At 73.1% G+C, this 17,605-nt stretch carries 14 protein-coding genes; 4 read left to right on the top strand and 10 right to left on the bottom strand.

What is annotated here, in order from left to right:
- Positions 1-94: 94 nt before the first annotated feature.
- Positions 95-1,384 (top strand): sensor histidine kinase, encoded by a 1,290-nt coding sequence (locus tag ABFX46_RS19655; RefSeq protein WP_346043972.1) that lies wholly within the window; start codon positions 95-97, stop codon positions 1,382-1,384.
- A gap of 31 nt (positions 1,385-1,415) precedes the next feature.
- Complete coding sequence (locus ABFX46_RS19650; RefSeq protein WP_346043970.1) at positions 1,416-2,105, top strand: response regulator; 690 nt, start codon at positions 1,416-1,418, stop codon at positions 2,103-2,105.
- A gap of 245 nt (positions 2,106-2,350) precedes the next feature.
- On the opposite strand, the gene ABFX46_RS19645 is transcribed toward ABFX46_RS19650, so the two are convergent.
- A complete protein-coding gene (locus ABFX46_RS19645; protein ID WP_346043968.1) occupies positions 2,351-2,812 on the bottom strand; it encodes a DUF1707 SHOCT-like domain-containing protein in 462 nt (153 codons plus the stop codon).
- Positions 2,813-2,814: 2 nt separating this feature from the next.
- On the bottom strand, positions 2,815-3,477 hold the full coding sequence (locus ABFX46_RS19640; protein WP_346043966.1) for a PadR family transcriptional regulator: 663 nt from the start codon (positions 3,475-3,477) through the stop codon (positions 2,815-2,817).
- A gap of 193 nt (positions 3,478-3,670) precedes the next feature.
- Between ABFX46_RS19640 and ABFX46_RS19635 the strand changes: the two genes are divergently transcribed.
- On the top strand, positions 3,671-5,653 hold the full coding sequence (locus ABFX46_RS19635) for a bifunctional phosphatase PAP2/O-acyltransferase family protein (RefSeq protein WP_346043965.1): 1,983 nt from the start codon (positions 3,671-3,673) through the stop codon (positions 5,651-5,653).
- A 228-nt stretch (positions 5,654-5,881) separates the two neighbouring features.
- Here the strand turns inward: ABFX46_RS19635 and hpnH are convergent, their stop codons facing one another.
- The 6 genes from hpnH to hpnC form a co-directional block, all read right to left on the bottom strand.
- Complete coding sequence (gene hpnH / locus ABFX46_RS19630; protein WP_346043963.1) at positions 5,882-6,886, bottom strand: adenosyl-hopene transferase HpnH; 1,005 nt, start codon at positions 6,884-6,886, stop codon at positions 5,882-5,884.
- A gap of 2 nt (positions 6,887-6,888) precedes the next feature.
- A complete protein-coding gene (gene shc / locus ABFX46_RS19625) occupies positions 6,889-8,793 on the bottom strand; it encodes a squalene--hopene cyclase (protein WP_346043961.1) in 1,905 nt (634 codons plus the stop codon).
- A gap of 17 nt (positions 8,794-8,810) precedes the next feature.
- Positions 8,811-9,821, bottom strand: a complete 1,011-nt coding sequence (locus tag ABFX46_RS19620; RefSeq protein ID WP_346043959.1) for a polyprenyl synthetase family protein — start codon at positions 9,819-9,821, stop codon at positions 8,811-8,813.
- Positions 9,822-10,075: 254 nt separating this feature from the next.
- A complete protein-coding gene (gene hpnE, locus ABFX46_RS19615) occupies positions 10,076-11,395 on the bottom strand; it encodes a hydroxysqualene dehydroxylase HpnE (protein ID WP_346043957.1) in 1,320 nt (439 codons plus the stop codon).
- Entirely contained in the window at positions 11,392-12,309 is a 918-nt protein-coding gene (locus ABFX46_RS19610; RefSeq protein ID WP_346043955.1) for a phytoene/squalene synthase family protein, read from the bottom strand. The genes hpnE and ABFX46_RS19610 overlap by 4 nt, the downstream gene beginning before the upstream one ends.
- Positions 12,310-12,436: 127 nt before the next feature.
- Positions 12,437-13,303, bottom strand: coding sequence for a squalene synthase HpnC (hpnC, locus tag ABFX46_RS19605; protein WP_346043953.1), 867 nt, complete (start codon positions 13,301-13,303; stop codon positions 12,437-12,439).
- Between the two features lie 176 nt (positions 13,304-13,479).
- On the opposite strand from hpnC, the gene ABFX46_RS19600 reads away from it, so the two are divergent.
- Positions 13,480-14,472, top strand: a complete 993-nt coding sequence (locus tag ABFX46_RS19600) for a DUF2804 domain-containing protein (protein WP_346043952.1) — start codon at positions 13,480-13,482, stop codon at positions 14,470-14,472.
- Here ABFX46_RS19600 and ABFX46_RS19595 read toward each other — a convergent pair.
- Both ABFX46_RS19595 and ABFX46_RS19590 read right to left on the bottom strand, forming a co-directional pair.
- Positions 14,435-16,216 (bottom strand): glycoside hydrolase family 2 protein, encoded by a 1,782-nt coding sequence (locus ABFX46_RS19595; protein WP_346043951.1) that lies wholly within the window; start codon positions 16,214-16,216, stop codon positions 14,435-14,437. The two genes, ABFX46_RS19600 and ABFX46_RS19595, sit on opposite strands and share 38 nt — an antisense overlap.
- Entirely contained in the window at positions 16,216-17,526 is a 1,311-nt protein-coding gene (locus tag ABFX46_RS19590; protein ID WP_346043950.1) for an MFS transporter, read from the bottom strand. Before ABFX46_RS19590 ends, ABFX46_RS19595 begins: the two co-directional genes overlap by 1 nt.
- Between the last annotated feature and the right edge of the window lie 79 nt (positions 17,527-17,605).

Here is a 17,605-nt window from a genome sequence, read left to right as displayed (position 1 = left end):
CAGCGCGGAAGGTCGTGACCGACCCCTACGAACGGCGCGGGAACACGACTTTCGTAGGGGTGGCGGCGCCGCCCGGGCTGCGTACGGTGGTGATGTGCGCCCGCCATCGCCGCTTCCCGCCCTCGCGCGGCTCCTTCCCGCCGGACGGCCCCGAGACCTGGCCGCCGATGTCCTCGTCGTGCTGTCCGGGGCGGCGTTCACCTCGTCCACCATCGCGGGCCCGGACGTGATCGTCCGCTGGCGCGGCGGCGCGATGCCGGTGCTGTTCCTCGTGCCCGTCCTCGCCCTGCTGTTCCGCCGCCGCGCTCCGCTCACGGTCGGCTGGATCACCGCCGCGGTGGCCGTCCTCGTCTGGCTCGTGGAACTGGCCGCCCCCGGGACGCTGCTGCGGACGGACGCCGACCACAGCCTCAGCCCGGCCGTCTGGTGGCCGCCCACCGCGCCGCTCGCCGCCTACGCGGTGATGGCGTTCCCCCGAGACGGCGGTCGCCCGGTCTGGACGCGCGGGCTGCCCATCGCCGCGCTGCTCCTGCCCATCGGGCTCCTCGGCGACGTGCTCCCCGACTCCGCCATGCGGCCCTTCACGGCCGCGGAGACCGGCAGCGTCGACGCGATGATCTTCCGCAGCATGGGCATGGTCGCCGGCGGGGCGCTGCTCGGCATGTACGCGGCCGCACGCCGCCGCGTCATTCACGGGCTCGCCGAGCGGGCCGAGCGCGCCGAGCGGGAACAGCACCTGCTGGCCGAGCAGGCCCGCGCGGAGGAGCGCGCCCGGCTCGCCGCCGAGATGCACGATGTCGTCGCGCACCGGGTGACGCTGATGGTGCTGCAGGCGGGGGCACTGCGCATCCGGGCGCCGGACGAGCCCACCCGCGCGGCGGCCGAGGAACTGCGCGGCACCGGCTGCCAGGCCCTCGATGAACTCCGCGACGTGATCGGCCTGCTCCGCCGGGGCCCGGGCGACGGCCCAGCGGAGCCGCTGCCCGACCTGTCCGCGCTGGTCGCCGAGTCGACGGCGGCCGGTGTCCCGGTGGAGTTGGCGGTGCGCGGCGATCCGCCATCCGCATCGCCCGCCGTGGGACGCACCGCGTACCGGGTCGTCCAGGAGGCGCTGACGAACGCGCGCAAGCACGCGCCCGGCGCCGCCGTCAACGTGGACGTCCACTACCGCGCCGACAGCGTCGAGCTGAGCATCCGCAGCGCCGCCCCCGCCCGCGAACCGGACGAGGAGCTGGCCGCCAGCGGCTCCGGCACGGGCCTCGCCGGGCTGCGCGAACGCGTCGAGCTGATCGGCGGGACGTTCACCGCCGGTCCGCATCGCGACGGTTTCCGCGTGGCGGCGTCCCTGCCCGCCTACGTTCCGGTCATGGGGCCCGCCTCATGAGCGACGGGAAGTCCGGGAGGCGTCCCTGACCATGAACACCGGCGGGGCGGAGGGGGCCACTCCCGGCAGGAGAACCCAGATCACGGTGCTGCTCGTGGACGACGAGCCGATGGTGTGCGCGCACCTGCGCACGATCCTCGGCGCGGCCGACGACCTCCAGGTGGTGGCGGAGGCGCACGACGGGGCCGCCGGCGTGGAGGCCGTCGTCCGGTACCGCCCGCACGTCGTCCTCATGGACCTGCGGATGCCGGGCGTGGACGGCCTCGCCGCCATCGAGCGGATCGCCGCGCTGCGCTCCCCGCCCGCCGTCGTCGCACTGACCACGTTCGACGCCGACGAGTACGTGATCCGTGCCCTGCGCGCCGGCGCGGCCGGCTTCCTGCTGAAGTCGACGCCGCCCGAAGACCTGGCGCAACTGGTCCGGGTCGCCGCCGACGGGCACACGGTGATGTCGGCCGCCGCGACCATGCGCCTGGTCGGCACCGCCACCGGCCGCGCGTCCGACCGAGACCGTACGCGCACCCTCCTCGGCGGCCTCACCGAACGGGAGACGCAGGTGCTCGCCTCCCTGGGCCAAGGCCTGTCCAACGCGCAGATCGCCCGCCGCCTCCACCTCAGCGAAGCGACCGTCAAGGGCCACGTCTCCCGCCTCCTGGACAAGCTCGGCTGCGCCAACCGCACCCAAGCCGGCCTCATAGCCCGAGACGCCAACCTGCACTAACCGCCCCCACGACCAGCCGAGCAGAAGTGACCTCGAACAAGCGCCTCGCCCCACACCCGATTGCATCCACCACCAGCGCCGTGCCAGGGCTCCAAGAGCCAAGCTCACGCCGCCGTCAGCGTCCACCTCCACGCCCGTGCGGCCGACAACGCCCGTGCTGTACCGCCGATGCGAGAGCCGTAACTGTCGGTGCCTGTGCTCGTGCGGCCGTCGACGCCCCTGCTCGAACCGTCGTCTCGGCGGGGTTAGGGGTGGGGGGAGTGGCGGGTTCGGAGGGGGCGGGTTATTGCGCGGATTATCCAGATGACCAGGGCTATCTGCAGGACGGCCAGGACGCCTGTGCCCGGGCCGATCGTGAAGGTCAGTACCAGGAACACCGCCAGGAGGAGGGGGAACGCCGGGAAGCGGGGGCCGTGGTGGCGGCGGGCCATGTGGCGGTGGTGCTGCCACGCGGGGTGCCCCGGGCCGCCGAACATGAGGGGTGCGCCGAGGGCCGGCGTCTTCTCCGGTTCGGGCAGGCCGGTCGGGGGCGGCAGGTCCTTGACCAGGGTGCGAAGGTCGCCGCGCGTCTTGGCGGACAGGACAGCGTCGAGCCGCTCGTCCAGTTCGCCGCGGTCCAGGCGCCCCTCGGCGAAGTGGTCGTGCAGGGCGACCATGACGGCGTCGCGCTCGGCGTCGCCGATGCGGATCTCGTCTTGGCGTGCCATCTCTACTCCTCGTCGTCGGCGGCCGTCGGCCCCGGGTCTTCCAGGTCGTCGGCCAGGATGCGGTACAGGCTGCGCCGGGTCTCCGCCAGGACGTCCTTCGCCTGCGCGACCTGGCCGGGCGAGCCGGAGTGGACGATCTGCATCACCGCGGCCCCCGTCTGCGCGGCCTGCTTGAACAGTTCGGGGACGCCCTCGCCGAACTCGGGCGTCATCTCCGCCCACGGCTCGGCGAGCCGGTCGGCGTTCTCCTCGACGTAGCCGCGGCCCTCGTCGGTGAGGTGGTAGGTGCGGCGCCCGCCGGCCTCGTCCCCGGTGATCAGGCCCTCGTCGGCGAGCTGCTGGAGGGCCGGGTAGACGGCGCCGGGGCTCGGCTTCCACGCTCCGCCGCTGCGCTCGTTGATCTCCTGGATGATCTGGTACCCGTTGCGCGGCTCCTCGGCCAGCAGCACGAGGATCGCCGCGCGGACGTTCCCCTTGCGCGCCCTGCCGCCGCCGGCGCCGCGTCCCCACGGACCGCCGCGCCCGCGCGCCCAGGGGGGACGCGGGCCGGGACCGTGACCGAATCCGCCGGGCCCTCCGCCGAACGGGGCGCCGCCGCCGAACAGCGCGCCGAGGTTCGGGAGGTCGCCGCGGCCCCAGGGGCCGTGCCCGTGCATGTGTCCCATGTTCTACACCACCTTCTGAGATCTCTCTATGATCCCTCGCGATACGACAACGATATATCGAATACGTACGGATGAGCCAGAAGGTTCCGGGAGATTCCGCCGATCGGGGCAGGCTTCGCTGTGAGCGAACCGGGCATGATCTCCGATACCTGGTTTTGCGAATCTTGGGTACCTCCCTGGTGCGAGGGGGACGATGGGCACACATGAGGCGCTGACCGCGCGCGAGGCCGTCCGCACACCGGAGGCCGCCGGCCGCAGGCCCCGCGCCAGGAACGAGCTGCTGCTCGGCCTGGCGCTCTTCGCGGTGTACTCCCTGGTCACGATGCTGCCCGAGCAGTCCAGGCAGGCGGCGGCCCGCGGCCACGGGGAGATGCTGTACCGGTTCGAGCAGGCCCTGCACATCGACATCGAGCCGGCCCTCAACGGCTGGCTGGCGGACCAGCCGGCCCTCCGCGTCCTCGCCAACTACGAGTACGCGATCACCTACATCGCGAGCGCGCTGGCGCTGCTGACCTGGTTATTCCTCCGCCATCCCGAGCGGTACCGGACGGCCCGCAACGCGTTCGTCATGCTCAACCTGGCCGGCCTCGCCTGCTTCGCGCTGTTCCCCGTCATGCCGCCGCGGCTGATACCCGACCTCGGCTTCGTCGACACCGTCCTCGAGGGCCGCACATGGGGGTCATGGGGCTCGCCGATGGTCGAGCACGCCGACCGGTACGCCGCCGTCCCCTCCCTGCACATGGCCTGGACGCTGTGGGTCGGCGTCGAGCTCGCCCGCGTGAAGGCGAAGCGGTGGGTGCAGTGGTTGAACGTCGGGCACATCCTTCTTACCCTCTACGTCATCCTGGCGACCGCGAACCACTTCCTCGTGGACGCGGTGGCCGCCGTCCCCTTTGTGGTGGTCTCTGTGTACATCGCCGAGCGCATCGCCCATCCGTCCGTCGGCCGCGTCCAGGGACCCGACGCCTTCTTCCTCTCCGTGGAGACGCCCGCGGCGCCGCAGCAGGCCGGCGGCGTCATCATGCTCGACACCTCGCGGGGCGAGGTCGGACGCGACGACCTCGTCCGCGTCATCCGCGAGCGGCTCCCCGGACTGCCCCGCTTCCGGCAGCGGCTCGTCCGCCGCGGCCGCTGGCGCCGCCCCGTCTGGCGCGACCACGACCCGGTCGACTGGGAATGGCACGTCGCCGAGCGGCACGTCGACGGGATGGCCGGGCTGCGCGCCGCCGTCGCCGAGATCCAGTCGGAGCGGCTGCCGCTCGACCGGCCGCCGTGGCGGATGGTCGTGATGAAGGGCGCCGAGCCCGGCCGCACCGCCGTCGTCTACCTGATGCACCACGTCGTCGCGGACGGCGTCGGCATCGTCGCGCAGGCCATGTACCTGATGGAGCCGCCGCCCGACAACCTCGGCGCCCGGTTCCCGCGCAGGCCGTTCCAGAAGGCGCTCGCGACCGTGGTCGGGCTCGGCCAGCTCGCCACCGCCGTGGCGAAGCCGGAGCGGCTGCCCGCCGGCGGGACGTCCGAGCGCCGGTTCGGCTCGATGCGACTGCCGCTCGCGACGGTCCGGGACGTGGGGCGCCGCTACGACGCCCGGGTCACCGACGTCGTGCTGTGCGCGGTGGCGGGCGCGCTCAACCGCGTCGTCAGCGAGGACGACGGACGGCCCGACACCTGCCGCGTCGCCGTGCCGCTCATGATGCGGCCGCCCGGCAGCGCGATGGTCGGCAACCACACCACCGCCGTCATGGTGGACCTGCCCGTCGGGAAGATGGCCGAGCCCGACCGCCTCGCGCTGATCGCCGAGCGCAGCCGCGTGCTGCGGTCCGGGACCCGCGCGCAGGCCGCCTGGTTCGTGATGTGGCAGGCGGGGCGCGTCATGCCCGGCCCGCTGCACGCCCGTTTCGCCCGCATGTCCTACAGCGGCCGCTTCCTCCAGGGCACCGTGTCGAGCCTGCCGGGCCCGGACAAGCCGCTCAGCCTCGCCGGCGCGCCGCTCACCGCCGTCTACCCGATCGTCCCGCTCGCCCCCGGCGCACCGCTCGCGATCGCCGCGCTCGGCGTCGACCGCGAGTTGTGCTTCGGCGTCTCCCTCGACCCGGGCCTCGCCGACGACGCCGACGCCTTCATGGACGCCGTCCACGACGTCATCGAAGAACTCCGCGAAGAACCCGAGTAACCCAGCAGCTCAGGACGCCCCCGATCAACCGCTCACCGCCGGCGAGCCCAAGCGCCACCGAGACGAGCCTGAGTAACCCAGCGGTGCACGGCGCCGTGGCCAACGAGCCTGAGTAACCCAGCGGTGCAGGACGCCGTGGCCAACGAGCCGATGGAGCCTCTCGGACGCTCACCGGCAGCGAGCCCAAGCGCCCAGCCCGGCGGCGGGCTGCCCGGCGGCGCGAGTCGTCTAGACGCTGCGCATTGCGCGTAGGGACTGCTTGAGCGAGTTCATCGTCGCGAAGACGGCCGTGGGTTCGTAGCCGCAGTGCGCCATGCAGTTCGCGCAGCGGTCGTCGCGGCCGCGGCCGTAGGCGTCCCAGTCGGTCGTGTCGAGCAGCTCCCGGTAGGTGTCGCAGTAGCCGTCGTCCATCAGGTAGCAGGGCCGCTGCCAGCCCTTCAGCGAGTACGACGGGATCGCCCACGCCGTGCACGGGAAGTCGATCTTCCCTTCGAGGAAGTCGAGGAACAGCGGCGAGTGGTTGAACCGCCAGCGCTTGCGCCGGCCGTCCGCGAACGCCTTGGCGAACAGGTTCCGGGTCTCCTGCACGCCGAGGAAGTGGTCCTGGTCGGGCGCCTTCTCGTAGGCGTACGCCGGCGAGATCATCATCTGGTCGACGCGCAGGTCGTCGTTCAGGTAGTCGAGGACGTCGATGACGGTCTGCGGCGTGTCGGTGTTGAACACGGTCGTGTTCGTCGTGACCCGGAAGCCGCGCTCCTGGCACATCTTCACCGCCTCGACCGCCTGGTCGAACACGCCCTCCTTGCACACGGACGCGTCGTGCCGCTCCCGCAGCCCGTCGATGTGGACGGCCCACGCGAAGTACGGCGACGGCTCGAACCGGTCGATCTTCTTCGGGATCAGCGCCGCGTTCGTGCACAGGAACACGTACCGCTTCATCTCGACCAGCCGCTCGACCAATTCGCCGATCTGCGGGTGCATGAGCGGTTCGCCGCCCGCGATCGACACCATCGGCGCCCCGCACTCGCGGACCGCCGCGATGGCCTGCTCGACCGGCATCCGCTGCTTCAGCACGTCCGCCGGATGCTGGATCTTCCCGCAGCCCGCGCAGGCCAGGTTGCACGCGTACAGCGGCTCCAGCTCCATGATCAGCGGGTACTTCGTCCGCCCGGCCAGCTTGTTGCGCAGGACGTACCCGCCGACGCGCAGGCTCTGCCGCAGTGGCATCCCCATGGTCAGGATCCCTTCAGGTACCGGCCCAGCGCCGAGAGCGGGAACACCAGCCGGTACAGGTGGTAGTTGATGTAGAAGTCGCCGGGGAACCCGGTGCCGGTGAAGTGGTCCTCGTCCCAGGTCCCGTCCGGGCGCTGGTGCTCGACGAGCCACCGGATCCCGCGTTCGACGACCGGGCCGCGCTCGCCGGCGGCGAGCAGCGCGAGCAGCGCCCACGCGGTCTGCGACGCGGTCGACGTCCCGTGCCCGACCCAGGACCGGTCGCGGTAGGAGCGCAGGTCCTCGCCCCAGCCGCCGTCGTCGCGCTGGTGGCGGGCCAGCCAGCCGACCGCGTGCCGGATCACCGGCTTCTCCGGCCGGACGCCCGCCGCGATCAGCGCCGGGACGACGGCGCCCGTCCCGTACACGTGGTTGGCGCCCCACCGGCCGAACCAGGAGCCGTCCGGCTCCTGCGCCTTCAGCAGCCACACCACGGCCCGCTTGGCGAGGAGCGAGTCGGCCATGCCCCGGTGCGCCAGCGCCTCCACGGCGTGCGCGGTGACGTCGGCGGACGGCGGGTCGATGACCTCGCCGAAGTCGCAGAACGGCAGCCTGCGGCACAGCGTGCGCGTGTTGTCGGCGTCGAACGCGCCGAACCCGCCGTCCGCCGACACCATCCCGGCCATCCAGCGGACGCCCCGCTCGATCGCCGGTTCCGCCTTCGGGTGCCGGACGCGGTCGAGCGCGATCACGACCTCGGCGGTGTCGTCGACGTCGGGGTAGACGTCGTTGTCGAACTCGAACGACCATCCGCCGGGCGGCAGGTCGGGGCGCCGCACCGACCAGTCGCCGGGGCCCCGCACCTCCTCGCCGATCACCCATTCCGCGGCCCGCTCCAGCGCCGGATGCCCGGCGCTCAAGCCCGCGTCGGTGAGCGCGTTCATCGCGAGGGCGGTGTCCCAGACGGGGGACTGGCAGGCTTCGAGCCGCCGCCCCCGCTCGTCCCGGATCGTGAACCGCTCGAGCCCGTCCAGGCCGCGCCGGATGACCGGGTGGTCGAGGCCGTAGCCGAGCAGGTGCAGCGCCAGCAGCGAGTACACCCACGGCGGCTGGATGCCGCCCCACGACCCGTCCCGCTCCTGCCGCGCGACGATCCACTCGCCGGCGCGGCGCAGCGCCGCGTCCCGCACCCCCTTCAGCGGGCGCCGCCGGGGCGCGTGCCGCTGGTACGCGTGCAGGGCCGTGTCGAGCGCCGCGAACGCCGTGTCCCAGCCGGGCAGCGCCCGCCTCCTCGGCCGCGGGACGTCGTAGTCGGGGACGAGCTCGTCCAGCCCGAACGGCAGCGGCCGGACGGGACGCAGCGCCCCCACGACCGCCAGCGGGACGATCGTCTGCCGCGCCCAGCACGCGAAGTCGTAGACGTTCAGCGGGAACCAGCGCGGCAGGAACAGCATCTCCGGCGGGACGACCGGCAGCTCGTCCCACGGCCAGCGGCCGAACATCGCCAGCCAGAAGCGGGTGAACACGCGGGTCGCCGGGACGCCGCCCTCGCTGCGGATGTAGGCGGCGGCGCGGATCATGTGCCCGGCGTCCGGCAGGTCCCCGGCGAGCCGCAGCGCCACGTACGCCTCGACGGTCGTGGACAGGTCCGGCGGGCCGTCGTGGAAGTTCGCCCACGTCCCGTCGGGCGCCTGCTGCGACCGGATCCAGCGGGCCGCCTCATGGGTGTCCTCGTCGGTGCGGATGCCGAGGAACTCGCGCAGCAGCAGGTCCTCGGCGTCCATCGTGACGTTGGTCTGCAGCTCGCCCTTCCACCAGCCCTGCGGGGACTGGAGCAGCAGCAGGTGGTCGCGGGCGGCCTCCAGCGCCTCGGCGGCGGTCCGCGGCGCGGTGGCCTCGGGTGTTTCCGGTGTTTCCAGCGTTGTCATCGGCAGTTCCGGATCTCTCAGTGGTCCCGGCGGGTGACGAAGTCGGCGATGCGGAGGAACTCGGCGCGGACGGAGTCCGGCAGGCGGGCGGACAGCAGCGCCTCGGCGGCGCGCTGGATGCGGCTCTCGGCCTCGAGCTCCGCCCAGGCGCGCCCGCCCGCGGCCTCCACGAGCGCGGCGGTCTCGGCCAGGTCGTCCTCGGACGGCTCCGGCCGCGCGTACTGCTCGGCGAGCTTCGCGGCCTCCGGCGCGCCGGAGTTCAGCGCGGCCACGACCGGCAGCGACATCTTGCGGGACCGCAGGTCCGACATGGCCGGCTTCCCGGTGGTCTCGGGGTCGCCCCAGATGCCGAGCAGGTCGTCCACCAGCTGGAACGCGACGCCGAGTTCCGCGCCGAACGCTTCGAGCGCGTCCGACAGCGACTCCGGCGCCCCGTCCAGGACGGCCCCGATCGAGCAGGAGCACGCCAGCAGCGCGGCGGTCTTGTCGGACGCCATCGCCACGCACTCGTCCACGCTGATCTGCCGGCGCGTCTCGAAGTCCATGTCGAGCGACTGGCCGGCGATGAGGCGGCGCGTGGCGGTGGACAGCGCCCGCGCCGCCTTCGCCGAGCCCTGGCCGGGCGCCTCCAGCAGGACCTCGCCGGCGAGGGCGAGGAGCGCGTCGCCGGCCAGGATCGCCGACGGCTCGCCGAACACCGTCCATGCGGCGGGACGGTGCCTGCGGGTGCGGTCGCCGTCCATGATGTCGTCGTGCAGGAGCGAGAACGCGTGGGTCAGCTCCACCGCGACCGCTCCCGGCAGCGCGCTCTCGGGCGGCGCCACCGCGGCGCGCGCCGAGAGCAGGGCGAGCGCCGGACGGAGCGCCTTCCCCACGGGCGCCTTGCGCGGACGGCCCTCCTCGTCCGTCCAGCCGAGGTGGTAGGCCGCGACACGGTACGTGCGCGGATCGAGCCGGCCGACGGCGGCGCGCAGCGCACCGTCGACCAGCTCCCGGACATCGGTCATCGAGACCGGAACGGCAGTCACCGGTCCCTCACCCCCTCCAAGTGGCGATGGATCGGTTGAGAGCCGATGGATGGTGCGGCGGTCACCGGTCCCTCACCCCCTCCAAGTGGTGACGGATCGGTTGAGAGCCGATGGATGGTGCGGCGGTCACCGGTCCCTCACCCCTTCCAAGTGGCGATGGATCGGTTGAGAGCCGATGGATGGTGCGGCGGTCACCGGTCCCTCACCCCTTTCCAAGCGGTGATGGATCGGTTGAGAGCCGGCGGGTGGGCGCGTCATCGGTCCCTCGCCCCCTCCAGGTGGCGGCGGACCAGGCGCGCGGCGGTGAGGCCGCTGCGCACGGCGCCCTCCATCGTGTCGGGCCAGCCCGTGTCGGTCCACGCGCCGGCGAGGAACAGCCCCGGTGCCCGCGTCGCCGCGCTCGGCCGGGCCGCGGCGCTGCCGGGACTCTGCCGGAACGTCGCCCGCCGCTCCCGCGTCACGAACAGCTCGCGGACGGCGGCGCCCCGCGCGGCCGGCAGCAGCCGCCGCAGCTCCGGGACGAACCGGGCGCGCAGCTCGGCGGTCGGCATGTCGATCCACCGGTCGGCGGCCGACAGCGACACCGCCAGGTACTGGCCGCGGCGCAGCCCGCTGACCGCCGTCCGGTCGAACACCCACTGGACGGGCGAGGCGACCGCGGCGGCGAACGGCGCGTCCATGACCTTGCGGTCGTAGACGACGTGCACGTTCACGATGGGGCTGGCGTCCAGCTCGGGCCAGCGCAGCGGCTCCGGCAGCGCCTGCGCGGGCAGCAGCCGCGCCGCCGCCTCGTGCGGCACCGCCATGATCACCGCGTCGGCGGCCATCGGCTCGCCGTCCACCACCACCTTCGGGTCGGTGGTGACGGCCTCGACCTTCGACTTCAGCCGGACGGTCCCGCCCATCTCGGCGATGCGGCGCAGCGCCGGGCCGCCGTGCAGCTCCTCCAGCGGGACGAGCGGGATCCCGATGTCGGCGGCGTCGGCGCGGCCCAGCAGCGCCCGCTTGCACACCATCGCCGACAGGCCCATCGCCGCGTCGTCCACCTCGGCGTTGAGTGCGGCCGTGATGAACAGCCCCCACAGCGCCTGCCGCGCCCACGCCCGCTGCCCCCGCTCGGCCAGCCACGTCCCCGCCGACAGGGTGTCGAGGACGGGGTCGGCGGGGTCGAGGCGGCCCAGCCCGGCCGCGGCGCGCATCGCGCGGAGCCGGTCGCCGGGCGCCAGCGGCGCGTAGCGGGCCAGCGCGGGCAGCAGGTGCAGCGGGCTCGGCAGCCGTGCCCGCCGCAGCCGCGCCGCCGCCGCGCCCGGCCGCAGGACGGCGACGTCGAACCGGTCCTGCACCTCCACCAGGTGGTCGGCGCGGAGCCTGCGCAGCAGCCCCTGGTAGGCCGAGCAGCACCGCAGGAACACGTGCTGCCCGTTGTCGACGCTCAGCTCGCCCCGGACGAACGAGTGCGTCGCGCCGCCCAGCCACGGCCGGGACTCCACGAGCGTCACCGGCACGCCCGACTCCTGCAGCGCGATGGCGGCGCTGATGCCCGCGAGCCCGCCGCCGACGATGACGACGCTCACCGCTCCACCCCCGACAGCGCGCGCGCCGCCACGACGGCCTTCTGCCATGTGGGCAGCGAGGCCCGGCTGTGCAGCGCGATCGACGGCTGCGCGGCGATCGTGTCCAGCAGCCGCCGGTAGATGCCCGCCATCGCCGCCGTGCAGGCGGCGCTGCGGCGGTCCAGCAGCGGCAGCAGCCGCAGCCCCTCGGCGTACCAGGCGCGGGCCCGCTCCGCCTGGAAGCCGACCAGCTTGTTCAGCCGCCACGGCGGGTCGATGAACGTGCCCGACTCGTCCAGCTCCAGCGTGCAGCCGAACCGGTCCAGGTCCTCGCGCGGGATGTAGGTGCGGCCCGCCAGCCGGTCCTCGCGCAGGTCGCGCAGGATGTTGGTGAGCTGCAGCGCGACGCCGAGCGAGTCGGCGAGGCCCTCCGCGCGCTGCCGGCCGTCCGACCCGAACACCCCGAGCGACAGCCGCCCGACCGTCCCCGCGACCCGCTGGCAGTAGCGCAGCAGGTCGTCGAAGGTGTCGTAGTCGGCGCCCCGCACGTCGTTCTCGCAACCGTCGATCAGCTCGTCGAACGCCTCCAGCGGGATCGGGTAGCGGCCCGCCGCGTCCGCCAGCGCGGTCAGCACCGGATGCCCCTCCAGCGCCCGGACGTCGGCGCGGCGCCGCAGCACGTCCTGGACGGTCAGCAGCCGCCGCCGCGTCCGGTCGAGCAGGTCGAGCCGCACGCACGCCGGCTCGGGGCCGTCCCCGATGTCGTCGATGCCGCGCGCGAACGCGTAGATCGCGCTCATCGCCCGCCGCTTCGGCGCCGGCATCAGCCGGATCCCGTAGGAGAAGTTGCGGGCCTCCTCGCGGACGACCCGCTCGCAGTGCCGGTACGCCTCGACCACCCGCTCGGAACGCTCGCACGCCTCCAGCGCCGTCATCGCCGTCGTCCCCCTTCGACCGTGCGGTGCGTGCGCGCTCGCGCGCGCCCCCCGGGCGACACCGTCATCGCCGTCCTCCCTCGACCGTGCGGTGCGTCCGCGCTCGCGCGCGCTCTGGGCACCACCGTCATCGCCGTCCCCCTTCAAGAACGCGCACCCATCGGACGGGCACCGCCGCGCGCCGCGCGCGCAACTGGCGCGCGAGGACGTCGTAGTGCCCGCGCGCCAGCGCCGACAGCGCCGCGCGCCCGCCCGCCACGTAGCCGGCGACCGCGATCCGCGCCCATCCGGTCAGCCCGGCCATGAGCGGCGGCGTGCCCCGGTCCAGCAGCTCGGCGGCGCGGCCGGCCTCCAGCGCCAGCACGCCGCGCAGCCGCGTCGGCGTCACCGCGCGACCGAGGTCCTCCTCGGCGCAGCCGAACCGCCGCAGGTCCTCGCCGGGCAGGTAGACGCGCCCGGCCCGGTAGTCCTGCCCGGCGTCCTGGCAGTGCTCGATGACCTGCAGCGCCGTGCACACGTCGTCGGACGCCGCCACCAGTGCCGGCCGGTGCGCGCGGAACAGGTGCAGGACGATGCGTCCCACCGGCGCGGCGGACAGCGCGCAGTAGCCCCTCAGCTCATCGAACGTCTCGTAGCGGTGGACGACCTGGTCCCGCCGGTTGGCCCGGACGAGATCGCGGAACGGCTCCTCGGGGACGCGGTGCGCGTGCACCGTCCCCGCCAGCCGCCTCAGCTGCGGCAGGCTCGGCGTCCGGCCGGCGAACACGCGGTCCAGGTCGTCGTCCACGAGGCCGAGCAGCTTGGACCGCTGCTCCGGCGGCGCCTCGTCGCCGATGTCGTCGACGAGCCGCGCGAAGCCGTAGACGGCCCGCAGATCGGCGCGGTGCCGGGCGGGCAGCAGCCGCGCCGCCACCGGAAAGTTCTCCCGCGCCGCGAGCCGGTCCAGCGCGCGGTCGTGCTCCGCGGCGCTCCAGGGCGGTTCAATGATCACCATGGAGAGATCGGCAGGTACGGCACCAGAAAAACTCTGGCCGAGGTATGGACTTATTTAAACGCCGCGTGTCCTGCCCCTGAACCGTTGCAGAGGGAGCGGCGCCACGGCCGCCGCGAAGCGGCCCGGCGAGGGGGCGTGCGGGCATGCCGTCGCGGTCGGCCCCCTAGTCTTTGACCATGCCGACCCAGCTGACGCATGAGCGTGAGATCACCGAGCCCGTCGAGCTGTGCCTGCCGGACGGGCGCCTCGACCCGGACGCGGTCGGCTGGACGCGGAAGCCGCTGCACCGCGCCAACCTGCGCGGGTGGGGGCGGGTGAAGAGGTGGGAGTACTGGGGGATCGTCACGCCCCGGCACATCGTCGGGCTGGTGGCCTCGTCGATCGACTACGCCGGGGTGCACGGCGTGTGGGTGCTCGACCGCGAGACCGGCGAGGAGTTCGCGAAGGACGCCGTGGTGCCGTTCGCGCGCGGCGCCGTGTTCCCCGACCGCAGCGGTGCGGGCGAGGCGTCCGTGCGGGGCGGGGGAGTGGCGGTCGGCGTCCGGCAGAGCCCGTCGGGGTCGCGGGTGCGGGCCTTGGCGCCCGGCGTGGTCGACCTCGATGTGGAGGTTCCGCTGCCGGAGGGGCACGAGTCGCTCGGCGTGGTGATCCCGTGGGGGTCCCGGCGGTTCCAGTACACGGTGAAGGACGTCGGGCGTCCGGTGGCCGGGCGGCTGACGCTGCCCTCGGGGGAGTACGAGATCGAGGAAGGGGCCTTCGCCGTCCTCGACCACGGGCGCGGCAAGTGGCCCTACCGGATGACGTGGAACTGGGCGGCGGCGAGCGGGCCCGGCCTGGCGCTGCAGTTCGGCGGCAAGTGGACGGACGGCACCGGCATGACCGAGAACGCGGTCTTCGTGGACGGGCGTCTGCACAAGATCGGCGAGGAGCTGTCCTGGACCTACGACACGTCCGACTGGCTGCGTCCCTGGACGATTGCCGGGAAGCGGGTCGAGATCGAGTTCCGTCCCTTCCACGAGAAGGTGTCGCGCACCGAGTTGGGCGTCGTCGGCACCGAGACCCACCAGTGCTTCGGGCACTTCAGCGGGCGCGTCCAGACCGACGACGGCGCCTGGATCGACGTCGACGGGCTCACCGGGTGGGCGGAGGAGGCCCGGCAGCGCTGGTGACCGCCGCGCCGACCGCGCTGGTGAGGCGCGCGTTCACCGCGCGGACCAGGTCCTCGGGCAGCTTGCACACCTCGCGGTCGTAGGTGAGCAGGCCGTTCAGCTCGTCCTCCACGTCGGAGAGCTGGGTGTAGACGGTCGCGCTGAGCCCGCGCGGGATCGCCGGGACGATCTGCCGCGCGTGCAGCCGCGCGAACGCGGCGCCGAGGCGCGCGGCGGAGTCGTAGCGCTTGTAGCCGAAGTCCTTGTCGTTGAAGGCGTGGCCGTCGACCCGCAGGTTGTATCCGCCGTATTCGGACAGGACGAGCACGCGGTGGTCCGTTCGGCGCGGGACGCGGAACTTGCGGAAGTACACGTGGAGGCTGCGCAGATCGCCTGCGCCCTGGTCGTGCCATCCGCTGGCGTGGTCGATCGTCCTGGTGGGGTCGAGCGCTTTGACCTCGGCGGCGATGTCGGCCGCGTCGAACTGGCCCCAGCCCTCGTTGAACGGCACCCAGACGGCGATGCTCACCACGTTGCGCAGGTGCTCGATCGTCTCCCGCGTCTCCTCGCGGAAGCGCGCGCGGGAGCCGGCGTCGTCACGTCCGAAACGCTTGTGCCTGCGGTCGTCGAGGCGCAGCGGGAGCACGGCGGGTGCCGTGACGACCTCGGGACGGTACGGGCCGCCGCCGTTCACCATGTCCTGCCAGACCAGGATGCCGAGCCGGTCGCAGTGGTAGTACCAGCGCAGCGGCTCCACCTTGATGTGCTTGCGGAGCATGGTGAACCCGAGGGCCTTCATGGTGGCGATGTCGTGCACCAGCGCCTCGTCGGACGGCGCCGTGTACATGCCGTCCGACCAGTAGCCCTGGTCGAGGACACCGGCGTGGAAGTAGGGGCGGCCGTTGAGCAGCAGCCGCGGGACGCCGTCCTCGTCGGGACCGACGCCGAACGACCGCATCCCGACGTAGCCTTCGACCCGGTCAGTGCCGAGTTCCACCGTGATGCCGTAGAGGAAGGGGTCTTCCGGGCTCCAGGGACGGACGTCCGGAATCGGGATCCGGACGGGCTCGCCGGCGTTCGATTCGGCGCGTGCGACGACCTCGCCGTCCGCATGAAGCTCGATACGGGCGCTGCCGGCGGCTGCGTGGACCGTCACCTCGACGCACGACTCGTCCAGGTGCGGGACGAGCGTCAGCCGCTCGACGTGCACCTCGGGCACGCACTCGATCCACACCGTCTGCCAGATGCCGGACTGGGCCGTGTACCAGATGCCGCCGCGCTTCAGCTTCTGCTTCCCCCAGCCGCGGTCACCCGTGTCGGACGGGTCCTGGACCTCCACCACCAGGGTTCCGGCGCCGTCCTCCAGGAGGTCGGTGATGTCGAAGGAGAACGGGAGGTAGCCGCCCTCATGCCGGCCCGCCTCCCGTCCGTTGACCGTCACCCGGCAGGTCTGGTCGACGGCCCCGAAGTGCAGCAGGACCCGGTGCCCCTCGGGACGGAACCCCTCCGGCAGCCGGACGTCCCGCCGGTACCAGAGCGTCTCGTGCGGGAGCAGTTGCCGGTCGACCCCCGACAGGGCCGACTCGGGCGAGAACGGGACGACGATCTCGCCCTCGTACTCCGCCGGCCCGTCCGGAGCGGCGTCGGCGAACGCGTACTCCCAGCGCCCGTTGAGGTTGAGGTAACTGGCGCGGACGAGCTGCGGCCGCGGATACTCCGGCAGCACCGTGTCCGGATCGAGCGCCTTGCCCCACCTGGTGAGCATCACACCGCCTCCTTCGTCCGCGCGTCCCGGCGGCGCAGCGCCAGCACCGGCGGGACGATCAGCACCAGCACGGCCACCGCGGCCAGGAAGATGGCCGGGGTCGGGACGTGCTTGACCACGCCGAGCTCCTCGTAGCGCTCGTCCGCGCCCTTGATGACGGCGGCGCCGAGCCACGGTCCCACGATCATGGGGACGAGGATGGCGAACACCATCCGGAGCCCCTGCACGTGCCCGGCGCGTCCCGGTGGCGTGTAGTCCCGGACGAGCGCGCCGACCGGCGCCAGCACCAGCATGAACCCGGACATCAGCACCAGACCGGCGCCGATCACCGGGACCATGCCGCGCGCGAGCGGCATCAGCAGCAGCCCCGCCGCGTACACGGCGATCGCCGGTGCGAGGAACCGGACCTTCCCGACCCGGTCGATGACCCGCCCGGCCAGCACGGTGACCGCCGACGCGCCCGTCAGGACGACGGCGAGCACGAGCGCGTACCCCGTGATCTCCAGGTACCGCTCCAGGTAGATGATCAGGTACGGCAGGAAGACCTGCGTGGAGATCCCCCACACGCACCACGCCGAGAGCGCGAGGTACAGGCCCGGGTTCTCGCGCACCGCCGAGGGACGCAGCCCGTGGACGAGGGCGGTGAGGTACCCGCCCTCGGGCCTGTCGGCGCTGTCCACCGGCCGGTCGCGGACGAAGATCCATGCCACGACCCCGGCCACCGCGATGATCAGCCCGATGACGAGGAAGAACAGCGACCACTGGCCGTCCCGCGTCATCCAGTCGAACCCGCCGAAGACGACCAGCATCGACATCAGCGGCATGACGGCCAGGACCGACTCGACCCGTCCCCGGTTCTCGGTCCGGGTCACGTCCGTCACCCAGGCCTGGAACGCGGCGTCGTTCGCGCCCGAGCCGAGGAACGACATCACGCAGTCGAGGACGACGACGGTGACCGCCGCGACCACGACCGCGTCCGCGAACGGCGCGACCTCCGCGACCGCGTCCACGCTGACCAGCCCGAACGCCGCCGTGGACAGGCCCCACACCACGTAGCCGCCGGCGATGAACGCGCGCCTGCGCCCCATCCGGTCCGACAGCGCGCCGATCGTCAGCGTCGCGACCGTCGCCGCCACCGCGCTCGCCGCCACCATGGCCGCGATCACGTCGGGGTTCCCGCTGATCGTGTCGTAGACGAACACGTTCAGGTACATGTTCTCGACCGTCCAGGCGAGCTGCCCGACGAAGCCGAGCACGACCAGCATCGTCCAGAGGCGTCGTCCCAGCGAGACGGTGTTTTCCGGGGTCACGGGAGGAACAGTACAACGATCACTTACCGGACGATCTGCGCACCGGGTCTCTTGCATCCCCACTGGAAACGGGTTCTCA

This window comes from Actinomadura chokoriensis (assembly GCF_039529475.1).
GTDB classification, from domain to species: domain Bacteria; phylum Actinomycetota; class Actinomycetes; order Streptosporangiales; family Streptosporangiaceae; genus Spirillospora; species Spirillospora bangladeshensis.
Note: the sequence above shows the minus strand (reverse complement) of the source record. Positions and strands in the feature narration are given on the sequence as shown.